General features: G+C 46.8%; 8 protein-coding genes. All 8 read right to left on the bottom strand.

Annotation, left to right across the window (positions count from 1 at the left end; all coding sequences use genetic code 11):
* Window positions 1-228: 228 nt before the first annotated feature.
* The 8 genes from AC4PM4_RS26915 to AC4PM4_RS26880 all read right to left on the bottom strand — a co-directional run bounded on the left by AC4PM4_RS26915 (window position 229) and on the right by AC4PM4_RS26880 (window position 12,491).
* Window positions 229-1,260, bottom strand: a complete 1,032-nt coding sequence (locus tag AC4PM4_RS26915) for an AI-2E family transporter (protein ID WP_072735810.1) — start codon at window positions 1,258-1,260, stop codon at window positions 229-231.
* A 160-nt stretch (window positions 1,261-1,420) separates the two neighbouring features.
* Window positions 1,421-2,380 (bottom strand): thioredoxin-disulfide reductase, encoded by a 960-nt coding sequence (trxB, locus tag AC4PM4_RS26910; RefSeq protein WP_063566502.1) that lies wholly within the window; start codon window positions 2,378-2,380, stop codon window positions 1,421-1,423.
* Between the two features lie 170 nt (window positions 2,381-2,550).
* On the bottom strand, window positions 2,551-4,284 hold the full coding sequence (locus tag AC4PM4_RS26905; RefSeq protein WP_491614941.1) for a tetratricopeptide repeat protein: 1,734 nt from the start codon (window positions 4,282-4,284) through the stop codon (window positions 2,551-2,553).
* A 194-nt stretch (window positions 4,285-4,478) separates the two neighbouring features.
* Entirely contained in the window at window positions 4,479-6,233 is a 1,755-nt protein-coding gene (locus AC4PM4_RS26900) for a hypothetical protein (protein WP_491615001.1), read from the bottom strand.
* A gap of 95 nt (window positions 6,234-6,328) precedes the next feature.
* The gene (locus AC4PM4_RS26895; protein ID WP_063566505.1) at window positions 6,329-7,201 is read right to left on the bottom strand and encodes a carbohydrate ABC transporter permease; all 873 of its coding nucleotides are present in this window, start codon (window positions 7,199-7,201) and stop codon (window positions 6,329-6,331) included.
* A gap of 62 nt (window positions 7,202-7,263) precedes the next feature.
* Window positions 7,264-8,160, bottom strand: a complete 897-nt coding sequence (locus AC4PM4_RS26890) for an ABC transporter permease (RefSeq protein WP_491614940.1) — start codon at window positions 8,158-8,160, stop codon at window positions 7,264-7,266.
* A 142-nt stretch (window positions 8,161-8,302) separates the two neighbouring features.
* Entirely contained in the window at window positions 8,303-9,904 is a 1,602-nt protein-coding gene (locus tag AC4PM4_RS26885; RefSeq protein WP_491614939.1) for an extracellular solute-binding protein, read from the bottom strand.
* Between the two features lie 334 nt (window positions 9,905-10,238).
* Complete coding sequence (locus AC4PM4_RS26880; protein ID WP_491614937.1) at window positions 10,239-12,491, bottom strand: helix-turn-helix domain-containing protein; 2,253 nt, start codon at window positions 12,489-12,491, stop codon at window positions 10,239-10,241.
* Window positions 12,492-12,663: the final 172 nt, after the last annotated feature.

The following is a 12,663-nucleotide window of genomic DNA, read 5'->3' as shown; positions in this document are numbered from 1 at the left end:
ATTGTCATCTGAATTTCATGACAATCCTTACTAATCACGTCTCAGACAGTTCGGTAAGATGGAAATATCTTATAGACCAGACGTGATTCAGGATAAGTTCACTCGTGGTTCAGTTGTTGCAACCCTTAGCCTAACGGCGCAAAAAACGCCTTCCCATAACAGGAGGCGTTTCTCTACTTTTATGAACATTACCTAAACCTATACCTTCAGCAGCTATTCAGCTACTGGTCACAGCTTCGTTTCCACACGTACGGGCTCTTCCGTTTTTTCCATCTTGTTGACGTCCAGAATATCGAGCAGGAAGACAAAGATCGGTATACCGATGATAAGCCCCCAGATCCCCAGGAAATGTTGAGACAGAATCAGTACGATAAACGTGTAAAACATCGGCAATTTGGTTTTGTGAGCCATCAGCTTCGGATTCAGGAAATACGTTTCCAGCGCATGAATGATGATGATCATAATAATCACGATCACGCTGAGCTGTAATCCTCCCAGTTGATAACCGATCAGACACAGCGGAACTAGTGAGATGATAACCCCCGCAACGGGTACCAGACTCAGCATAAACACCAGAATGGTCAAGGCGAACAAGTACGGGAAGCCAAGTATCCATAATCCTAGGATCGTCAAAGCCGTATTAAACACAGCAATCATCAATTGTGCCTCGATTACTTTACCAAAAGAAGATACAAACTTATCTCCGAGATAGGCCACTTCATTATAGAACCAGCCGATTTTGCTTGTTTTGAACTTGGAGGTAAACTTGGAAATCTCCCGCTTCTGCAACAAGAAGAACAGACTCAGGATGATAACCAACAGAATGAACTCCAACCATTTGCTTAACGCAAAAATATACTTCAATGCATCGTTGGTATAGTTTTTGATATCGAACGATTGAAGATAACCGGCAATTTTGGAAGCAAAATTATCTCCGTCAGCGGTATCAAGAAATTTCATGATCTCATTCGTTAACTGAACGACCTGATCCACAATTCGTGGTGAATACTTGGAGATGCCCAGTACAATGGCTGCAATAACGATAAGATAGAGCAGGATGACTACAACTTTATAGTTAACCGGAAATAAACGATTCAACTTCTCTGTGATAAAATGCTGCAACCTGTTCATGACATAGGTCACCAGGAATAACAGCAAAATCATGTGCAGCATACTCCCCATGCTGAATAGAACCAAACAAAACAACAGCAGGATCAAAAATCGCCGCACTGTTGCATTCTGTAACCAATCTTTTATCATTTCCCCCAAAGTCTTCACCTCACAGCTAATATGCCCATTATGTATACGATCTCATGCCCACTTTGGTTTCAAAAAAAGAGAAGCCTTCCGGCTTCTCACATTATGAGACTTCCCGTTGTCTCTTCTACTTAATTTATGCCAAACCATACCCTTTTCATGCTTACTTATCCAGTGTTTCGCTCCAGTCATGCACAATACTGCCTTCAAGGAATTTCTCGCAGTCCATTGCGGCCATACACCCTGAACCTGCTGCTGTAATGGCCTGACGATACTTCGTATCCTGAACATCACCACAGGCGAACACACCCGGAATGTTGGTCTCGGTTGTACCCGGTTTAACGACAACATAGCCGTGTTCATCCAAAGTAATCTGGTTGCTCAGGAAACCCGTATTCGGTGTATGTCCAATGGCAATGAATACGCCATCGGCTTCAAGCAATTCTTCCTGTCCAGTCTCGTTATTACGTACCTTAAGCCCTTTAACACCAAGAGCCTCAGGCACAACTTCGAGCGGTGTACGGTTCAAAGCCCATTTCACCTTCTCGTTGCTGCGAGCCCGATCCTGCATAATTTTCGATGCACGTAATTCGTCCCGGCGGTGAACCAAGGTAACGTCTGTTGCAAAACGGGTCAGGAAGCTGGCTTCCTCCATCGCGGAGTCTCCACCGCCAACAACGACGATCTTTTTACCACGGAAAAAGAATCCATCACAGGTGGCACATGTACTTACCCCACGTCCCACATTCTCCTGCTCTCCGGGAATACCGAGATAACGGGCCGATGCACCGGTAGAGATAATGATTGATTCGGCTTCCAGTTCACCGATGCCTCCAACTTTAACCTTGAAGGGCGGTTTACTGAAATCCACTTCTTCCACCCAACCATTTTTGAACTCAGCTCCAAAACGCTCCGCTTGCTTGCGCATATTGTCCATCAGTTCCGGACCCATAATGCCTTGCGGAAAACCAGGGAAATTCTCAACTTCCGTTGTCGTCGTCAATTGACCACCCGGCTGAAGACCTTCGATAACCAGTGGGTTAAGATTAGCACGAGCCAGATATATCGCTGCTGTCAGACCCGCAGGTCCGGTTCCGATCACAATCGTTCTGTATTTAGACATATAGATACAGCCTCCTTAATAAGGTTGAGAGTGTGTTGAGTGGCGATTAACTTGCTATGATGATATCCTACAGGCATGTCGAGACCTATTCGTTAAGTTTACCCGTTTTCCAGGCTTATGTATCCTTCACGCAATGAAGTCTATCCCAAAGCGAGAATTTCAAGGAACATTTACTGGACCGGTGGGTTGGAATTGCACACTTTATTGATTTGCCGTGCATATTTGCTGACTGTGGCAGCTGATATGCCATACCGGTCGGCTATGCTCTGGTAGGTCACTGGACGACTATGAATTTTAGCAGCCAGATATTCCAATCCCGCAGCCAAGCCTTCAATTTGCTTCGTGCCAGGCACCTCCAGGTGTACGCGAGATACATAGTCGGTCCACAACCGCTCCATTTCTTGCTGCAATTCGGCTTTGGCTTCAGACATCTGTAACGCACGGTCCACGACCGCCTGCCAATGCGAAGAAGCTTTCGTCTCCGTTTGTTCCGTCATCGACTCGATCTTCGGAATAGTGCGTTTGCTCAACGCAGTTAGCGGTCGTAAAACAGGAGAATCATCCTGCTTAGTTCCTTCTGAACCAAGACCGTTTAATACAGAACGAGCGGCTTCCACCAGATCCGGATCTTCACCAGGTTCCTCGATAAAGGATTGCAGCGCCTGCTGCACCTCGTAATCACCAATCATGCCAAGAGCATGAATGACCTGGAGCTTAGTTGCCCGATCCCCATGTCGCAACGCCCAGAAGAAAGAGGAACGGATCAAGGGATCATTTTTCATCTCTTCAGGTATGCCGTTGCCATAGTTCTCCCATTGTCTGAATTGCTCGTCAAATGGCAGATGATAGTGATAACTTAGTTTCTCCGGATCTTTCTCTCCCTGTCTCACAGCCTCAAGACCCGACAGATAGTACCGGGATACTTCCGAATCTGGATCCAGCTTGCCTACATGACGCCACAGACGTTCAGCGGAATCGTAACGTTCGGTATTATAAGCTGCGACTGCTGCATAATGTGCGAGAGCTGGGTCCGCAGCGGTTTCTTCATCCTTCAACAGGCGACGGAAATGTACATAAGCCGTATCATGTTGACCTAGGATACCCATCGTGGTAGCCAGTTTGTAGACCTGTTCGTGCTGGAAAGGCACGATGACACGCAATTTTTTGATCAGAAGCAGCACTTGGTCGGCTCGATTCTCGTTCTGATGAAAGATCGCCAGATTACACAGTGCATGCAAATTACCAGGCTCCTGCTCCAGTACCTCGGCAATCGTCTCTTTCGCCTTGGGAAACAGCCCCATATAATAATAGGCAAGCGCCAAGTTGTTGCGAGCAGCCAAATAATCAGGATACTCGGGTGACATGCCTTCCAGCAGCTCAGCCGCCTGTGCAAACTTCCCTTGTTCCAACAATTCCCGCGCCTGATCGTGTTCAACGACACCCTTACGTGATTTGATCCGGTTCAGTTTGGCTGGTCGATCCAGCTCGTAGTACAGAAGCTCCATCATCTCTTCGGCTTCCGTCATAAACTGACCTTGGGTATCCTCCTCCAAATACGTAACAAGCGCTTGCTCAGCTTCTTCAAACCGATCCATATTCGCATAATTGTTCGCCATGTAGAAATAACATTCCGTCATGGACGGATCTACCAAGTCGAGCACATGCGCAAGAACGGCATTGGAAGCCTCGTAATCCCCCTTCTCTGATAATATACCCGCCATATTACAATGATTCACCGGATTTTCCGGCTCATATTCAACAGCTTTACGAAAATATTTTAATGCCTTGTCGACGTGATTACGGTCCAGCGAGCGGACAGCTCTCTCAAAAAAGAAAGAAGCATCCAAGTGAATCGGTATTACATTGGCAAGGTGTCCCTCAGCCCGCAGTAGCTTGCCCTTCATCTTCCAAGGCACCTCCTCTTTGCTTTCATTCATACTCTCCAGTATACCACATCTTAAGGCCCACTTCTCAATATGTAGTTTCATGTCGTTTATGCCAAAAATGCGCAAAAAAAGATGACACCCCCTCATCCCTTTCGAATGAAATGTCATCTTTTTGCTTCATGTACTCTTCCTTATAGAGAGATTCATCAGAATTACAGCTTCAACGCCATGGATGGCGAAAGAGAGATATGAACTGTCTTGTGGAAAGGGGTCATAAAGTTAACCAGTACAACCTTACACTTATTTGGCAGCTTTGCCTCACGTACGGTTGCTGCCAAATGCCCTACCTCGCCTCCGGTCAGCTCAATCCAGTCATCTCCACAGGAATAACGCAATGTGCCGCTCTTCCACAGATAATGGCCTTCATCTGTCTCAAGCAATTCCCCCTGGGAAAGCTCGCCCTCGCTGCCGAACACGAAAGACAGCTGCACCATAAGCTGCTCCGGCTGCTCTCCCGCCAGCTTCAGGGTCCAGCCATTTTCCGTTCTTAATACTTCCGTCTGTACAAGGAACGTCTGTTCATGGGTGAGATCTCGACTCTGATGGGGCAACAAATACCACGGACTGATAGCTGTTCCCGCCGTCTCAGGCAGTTGGCTATCCGGGATCGGGCCGTAATAGCCTTTCCTCTGTTCGCCCGTCAGACGGTAACCTGCTGGCAATCGAGACATATGCTGCATCAGCACATACCCTGGATTAAAATAGGAGGCCAACTGAACGGCCAGCAGACGTACGGCACCATGACGAAGGGCAAAGAATGAAGGCACCTCCGTCATTACAGTCGCACTTGTATTACCGGAACGAATACGTGCTACAGGTGCGCCGAAGTCCGTATGCAACCGGCTGTGCGAGATGTGTCCATGATGACCTGCCGAATCCATTCGCTGTAAATAGCCCTCCCGCACAAATCGTTCGTTCAGTATGATCTCGTACCGCTCAGGCAGCTGTTCCCGTGCCTTACCAGCCTGCTGCTGAAGCTCAGGCTCCAGCAGCAGCCGAACGAGCGCATTGACCGAGCAGACGCCGGGATCTGTTAACATTTCTCCAGCCCAATCGGCCATGCCGGCAAAGATCGGATCACCGTCCAACCGAGCCATAATGGCATACGGCAAGTAATACGGTGATAAATCATGCACGCTCCCCAGATCCTGGCGACCTGAGTATTCTGTAACAACCTCACCTGTTGGATGTACAAGATACACCATCATACGAAGATTGAGTCTCACCGGGTCCAGCAATTCGGGACGGTTCAACAGGCGTGCCGCATGAATCAGCATGATGTCGCTAACCGCGCTGTAGATTCCGTTGCTTCGTTCAGTCCACTCCCCATCAGGCGTAATATCCATACCTTCAGCCAGCCACTGCTCTGCACGCTGCACAGCTTCCTCCAGGTCAAACAATTGATGCAGGAAACCGAGCGCCGCGCATAGCACCCAGCGATGATTCGGCGTATGACAGCCTCCAGTCAGCAAGACTGGAGCAGTTCGTTCCAGAAACAGGCGCATATTGTCCAGCACAGGTTGCAATGGCTCCAAGTCTTGCTGCTGAAGAAGTTGATATAACTGGGCATATCCCACGACAAGAAATGCGGTATCCGGCGGAGAATGGGAATTGGTCCAACCGGGGGAGATGGAGCCGTCTGCATGCTGATTACGGAGTACGTACTCCGATGCAAGCTGCAGACGATTTAACAGATCTTCATCCCGATAATAGATCGAATCCGGATTGGCGAGTGCAGCTCCCCAGTAACACATGTCCGTAGGTGTTCCGGTCGTATGGTTGACCCAGGCGATACCTGTAGAGGGGTCAATCGTTCCTCCATAATAGCGGCTGTCCGGATCAAGCACTTGCCGCGATATCCCTTTTTGCACTGCTCTGTCATTGCTTTCCACCAGTTGTCTGTACATGTCCAGTCCCTCCAAACAAATGCCGATGAACGGAATATTCGGCGCAATAATTCTTGTCATCTCGTTAATCACGATTGGCTTAAGAAAACCTATGATCAGCCCTTAACAGCTCCAAGCATGGCACCGCTAACAAAATATTTTTGCAGCCATGGATAGACGAGCAGAATCGGTACGGTTGCAAAAATAACGGTGGCCGCCTTAAGACTTTCCGGGGTTAATGGAGCGCGGTTGGCACCTTCCATCTGTGTGAGCTCACTCACCATGTTGTTTTGCACCATTTGGAACAGTTTGAGCTGAAGTGGATACAGCTTAGGATCATTAATGTACATCAGGGAATCCTGAAAGCCATTCCAGCGGCCAACAGCATAGAACAACGCCAAAGTTGCCATGACCGGCATTGACAGCGGTAATATGATTTTCAACAGTGTATGCAGATGTGAACTGCCGTCAATTTCAGCGGACTCCTCCAGACTTTCTGGTATACCATTGAAAAATGAGATCAGGATAATCAGGTTAAACGGACTGACCAGACCTGGCAGAATTAGCGCCCACGGCGAATTAAGCAAGTGCAGGTCACGAATGAGCAAGTACTCAGGAATGATCCCCCCGCTAAAGAACATCGTAATGATGATCACGTACATGAAAAGCTTGCGGCCCTTCATTTTTTTCTTGGTCAACGGGTATGCAGCTGCGATTGTGAACACCATGCATAACACCGTTGTCACAATCGTTAACAGGGTCGTATATCCCAAGGAATACAGCATCGAATGATCGGAGAACACCTTAACATACGCATCCCAATTGAACTCCTTAGGAAAAATGGTGACTTCACCCGATGTAATGGCACGATTGGAGCTTAATGATATGGCAATCGTGTGCAGAAACGGAGCGAGACAGAACACGACGAACAAGCTAATAAACAGGATGATAACGGTATCAAAAATCCGGTTTGAGGTGCGTTCACTCATATGCGCACAACTCCTTTACTGATGGTATACATATAAAGCAGCTAAGCGTACCTTCTGTTCTTTTAAAGAATTCCTTCACCTGTTGTCTTTTTCGATATATAGTTCGAACCGAGTACAAATATAAGTCCCACGACTGCCTGGAACAGTCCAACGACGGTTGCCAGCGTATATTGTCCCGATTCCAGCCCGACCCGGTATGCAAAGGTACTGAGCACATCAGAATATTCACGTACTGCCGTGTTCCCGATAATATAAGGACGATCAAATCCGATGCTGACCATATGTCCCAAATTAAGAATGAGCAGAGTAACAATAGTAGGCTTGATGCTTGGCAGGGTTATATGCCAGATTTTCTTCAGCCGTGTCGCTCCATCAATCTCTGCCGCTTCGAACAATTCCTTATTAACACCCGTCAGCGCAGCCAGATATAGAATAGTTCCCCAGCCTGCACTTTGCCAGACACCTGTGAACAGGTAGGTCACAAGCCACGGGTTTTTCTCCGTCAAAAATGGAATCGGATTTAAGCCGATACTTTCAAGTACACCGTTTACCATACCGGATTGGTTACCGAATAACTGGTACACAATACCCCCAATAATGACCCACGAAATAAAGTGAGGGATATACAGAATCGTCTGCGATATTTTTTGAAACCACTTAAACCGGATTTCATAGAGCATGATGGCTAATATAATGGGAGCAGGAAACGAAACGATCAGATCAAGAAAATTCAACATAAAGGTGTTGCGCAACGTGGTGTAGAAATCTCGCATCCCGAATACCTCGCGAAAGGCATCAAAACCGATCCACTCACTGCCGTTAATACCTTGAAACAGATTAAAATCTTTAAATGCGATCTGAACGCCATACATCGGTCCGTAGCGAAACACCACGAAATAGATGAGGGGCAGTGAAATCAACGCGTATAATTGCCAATACCTCTTCAAGTATGCGGTCAAGTCGGTCTCCTCCTAACAACGAAGAAACACTGTGCCGCCTTAACCTCAGCCGACGGCACAAGTCCCTTCATAAATGATCCGATATCAAGCTTGTGTAAGTTGGATTACTTTGGATTCGTACATTCACACATATCTCCGACTGCTACTTCGCAGCAAGCTCCTGAACCGCTTGATCCAGTTCCTTCTTCAATTCTGTGCCGCCCAGGGACATGAAATCATTCATTTCCCGTTCATACACTGCGTCGAATTCTTCCGGTTTAGCCATTGCTGTTTTTACGATAATGACATTAAGCTTATCTTTGAGCGCCGTGCTGTACTTCATCTCTGCCTGAATCGGTTTGTCAAAAATGATGGGTCCTACCGTATCGGTGTTAGCAATATCAATCGACTGTTTAAGCATTTCCTGATTATTTTGCGGGAAGCCCATGATCCATGCTTTTTCGTTGGTAGCCTGATCACCGATATTTTTACCATTTGAGATAATAGCTGTATCCCCTGCGTTGAACAGACGATCCTTCGCTTCCTGAAAAGCATCCTCTTTGACAACAGGAATTCCGTCTACCAAATCGTAGTTCTCTCCTTCCACGCCGCTGTAAATATCAATCAGATTATTGTCTGATGCCATCCAATCCAAATATTTGATTGCTTCCACCGAACGTTTGCTGCTCTTCGGAATCATGATGTACATGCCGTTTGAACCGTAACGGGATTTGATATGTTTGTTGTCTACGTTTGCGTTGGTGTACGCATCAACCGGAAGCACTTTACTGCCCTGCGTATTTTTAAGCAAGTTATCCAGAGTGCCATCTGCATAGAAAATAGCGTCGACATCCTCAGACCAGTAGCCAATGTTTCCGTTCTGTACATCCTTCACCAGTTGGGCCTTATCTTCATCCAAACTGAAGTCCTTGCTGATCAAGCCTTCATTGTACAGCTTGTTCATGAACTTCATGGCATCCTTGAAGCCCTCATGGAGAGGCAATTCATAACGTTGGGCATAAGTCAGATCTCCGCTGATTGGCTTGATGAATGAGTAGATCAGCGTTTCGAACTGAGCTGGCGCCAGTGCCATTCCCATTGGAATGTTTTTGCTGCCAAGTCCACCAGGGTCTTTATCTTTAAATGCTTTCAAAGTGGTATACAATTCATCCGTCGTCTTCGGTACTGGCAATCCCAGTTTATCCAGCCAATCCTGACGAATATAAGAGCTATATCTGCCTGTGATGGCACGTTTGCCAGGAACTGCGAACTGCTGGCCCTCTAATTGACCAAACTTAAGGGTGTCCTCGCCAAGGAATTTTTTCAGGTTAGGTCCGTATTGATCAATCAACTCTCCCACATCAGTCAGACCGCCTTGTTCGGCGTAACGATAAAATACACTTGAGTCATAAACAAATACAATATCCGGAACATCCGTATTACTCGCCATTAGGACATTCAGCTTGGTTACTTCCTCCGAGCGCTGAATCGGTACGAATTGTATATCAATGTTATTCGGATCGCCGAACCGTTCCTGGATCAGTTTGGACAAATAGTTATTCGTAATGGTATAAGGTGAAGGACTATTCCCGCGGTCAAACACCTCCACTTTTAAAGTGACACGCTCGCCATTGCCTGATGCACTGCCTTCTGATTCCTGATTCGATGCAGATGAACAGCCGGCTAGCAAGGAAACTCCCATTACCATAGTAAGCGCCAATCCCATCCATTTCTTTAGACTCCCTTTGGTTGCTTTTCCTGTCATTTTGTCATCTCCTTAGCATTGCGTGAATGTTTAAAGCTTGCCCAGAGTATTCCACATCTTTCCGCGCTCTGGCAATAAACTCGTTTCGGAAACGCTTACATAAGGATAATGGTTTATCCCGAGCGACGATTTTCGCAGACTGACTATATTCGTAAAGGACCCGAAAACAGGCGTAAATCAAGGATTTCTTGCATAAGCGCAAGCTTCCAAGACGGAATATAGGTTTACACTAGCAGCAAAAAAGGCGGACTCCTACATGGCTTCTCCTGAGAAAAACCTGCATGAATTCCACCCTGTGCTTAGCACGGTATAATACGTAGCATGAGCCTTTGAATTACGACTCGGAATCGTGATGTTCACGTTTCATACGGCGATAGTCTCCCGGTGTAATACCCTCAACCCGTTTAAATACACGTCCCAAGGTAATTCCATTGGCATACCCCACCTTCAAGGCAATGTCCTGTAGGGAAAGATCCGTACTCCGCAGAAGACGCTCCGTTTCCTTCATCCGCAATTCTGTAAGAAAGTCTACAAACTTCATATTGAACTCTGTCTTGAACAAATAACTTGCATGTTTGCCGGTAATCTGGAATCGATCGCTCAGATGTTTCAGCGAAAGATCAGGATTCGCAAACTGTTCCTCGATATAGTTTTTCATTTCATTGACCATCGCTTTGTAGCTCTTGGTTTCAGTTACCGACACATAAGTTCTGAACAAGTCCGTCAGGTCATCAAACAGAATGTCTTTGACACCTTCAAGTGTCTCCGCTTCTTTCATCAGCATCAACCACTTGTTTATGTTTTCCTCCGATAATTTCTCCTGCAGCTGTTCGGACATGACCGCTACTTCCCGGCTGAGCATCTGTAGCATCGCCTGAATCAAGGAGTGAATCTCATCATCTGGCAGCTTATCACGTTCAAAAGCCGTGAAGATCTCCTCCAGTTGATCACGCCACTGACTGCTCGACATCCGAAACCGTTTAACAAAATCAGCAATCATCTGCAAATAGGTATAGGTATCAAGTAGCTGCTGCTGAGTTTCTCCATATCCAGCCAGAGCGACATCACCGTCTCTCAGTAATCTGCGGTGCATCACAGTCTCAGCCGCTACGTATGATTCACGAATAGCCTTGATGCCCTCCGCGATCGGTCCGATACCGAAACTCAATGATATACGCAGATTCTGCTCAACCCAGGATCGGCATTCCTCCGCAACTAAGCGAATTTGCTCCGTCATATCCGCGTTACCGTCTGTGGACAGGAAAAGGATCGCAATCTGATCTGAGCTGACCCATTCGGTCCAGCATTGCATACCCGCATCGCGTGAGAGCTCCTGCAGCACATTCATTAACGCAAATTTGAGTGTATTCTGCTCGCCTCTCGTAAACCGTTCCTGGAATCCCTTCTCATATCGGTTGATTTCGCCAACCACAACAGCGAAGCATGACGAAGTATCCACGCCAGTTAACGGGGAAAGATCCTTTAATCGCTCTACCGCATGATCCAGATTCTCCCCATTCAGTAGATCGTTAAATAGTTTGCTGCGCTGCAGCAGCACGTTTTCCCTGCTCTTTTTGTCCGAATCCATCATATGGTTTATTAGGTTTTCCAACACGCCATCAATCAATTTCATCTCATCGGTCCGTGAGCCCGATTGCTCCAGCACCCGAATCTGATGCGCCTCAATCCGATTCATAATAATCTGGATGGGTTTATAGTTGCGACGAGTGATATAGATAATATAGACGATCGCACAAATGACGGTAACAACCGCAATAATCACCCATACATAGGAAACCACCGAGACCCAACCATATAAGTTCCCCTCCTTGATCCCACTGGAGATCGTCCAACCCAATCTTTCCAGCGAAAGGGTGTTCAGCTCTTGGCCTTCTACAGCACCTTCACGATCTGAATGCGCATCGTACACAACCTGACCGCCACGGTCAAGAATGCTCATGAAAGAAAGCTGTCCATTAACCATACTATCAATGCTCTGCTCGATGCTACTCATCTTGATATTAATGACAAGCACCCCATCAGAGCCAAATGGCAAGGGCATATCCTTATCTACCGTCAACACCCGAATAGGCGTACGCTGATTAACTCCTGCATCGTATTCCCTGACAGGCTGCCAGCCTGAAGTAAGAGAACCAGATTCGATTCGGTCGATCCATGCCTTGTCTGAAAAGCTATCTACCTCCTTAGAGCCGCTTGATGTTAAAACGCTTTCATTTTTCTTGTCATACAAATAAATGGATTGGATCCAAGGGTTGGAACTCGTCAGCTCACGCAAGTTTTGAGCAATGCTATACACGGTCTCTTTGCCCACCTGGTTCTGGCTATTAAAATAGTACTTATAGGCCTGCTCACTCTGCACCGCTTCCATAACCGACAACTCAATATCCCGGATCGTCCGGTCCAGACTGTCCACCAAATAGCTGGAGGAGATACGGTCTGCTTTCCTTGTTTCTTCCCTGGAGATGTCATTAATGAAAACAAAAGCGATAAAAATGAGTACGGTCATGGTAAGAAAGAAAATAGGAAAATAAGAAAACAGTAAACGATAATACCAAGTCCGGGACAATAGACCCCACTCCTCACTCCACGACACCGTTGTATAATAGCCGTGGTTCTACTGTTCATCACATCAGTTACATCTCTGGGATTGAATTCCCTATATACGCAGCCATAAAATCAATTTTAAGTTATTATAGCACAAGCCCCCAGGCAGCAAATCAGTAATCGATTCCCTCCTT

It is taken from the genome of Paenibacillus sp. MDV22-iso6 (assembly GCF_058408365.1).
The sequence above is the reverse complement of the archived record's forward strand: the minus strand, read 5'-3'. Positions and strand labels throughout refer to the sequence as shown.

What these genes read in the sequence shown, in the direction of transcription:
- AC4PM4_RS26915 (WP_072735810.1), bottom strand. Translation starts at nt 1,260, where the DNA reads ATGATAAAAGATTGGTTACAGAATGCAACAGTGCGGCGATTTTTGATC.
- trxB (WP_063566502.1), bottom strand. Translation starts at nt 2,380, where the DNA reads ATGTCTAAATACAGAACGATTGTGATCGGAACCGGACCTGCGGGTCTG.
- AC4PM4_RS26905 (WP_491614941.1), bottom strand. Translation starts at nt 4,284, where the DNA reads ATGAAGGGCAAGCTACTGCGGGCTGAGGGACACCTTGCCAATGTAATA.
- AC4PM4_RS26900 (WP_491615001.1), bottom strand. Translation starts at nt 6,233, where the DNA reads ATGTACAGACAACTGGTGGAAAGCAATGACAGAGCAGTGCAAAAAGGG.
- AC4PM4_RS26895 (WP_063566505.1), bottom strand. Translation starts at nt 7,201, where the DNA reads ATGAGTGAACGCACCTCAAACCGGATTTTTGATACCGTTATCATCCTG.
- AC4PM4_RS26885 (WP_491614939.1), bottom strand. Translation starts at nt 9,904, where the DNA reads ATGACAGGAAAAGCAACCAAAGGGAGTCTAAAGAAATGGATGGGATTG.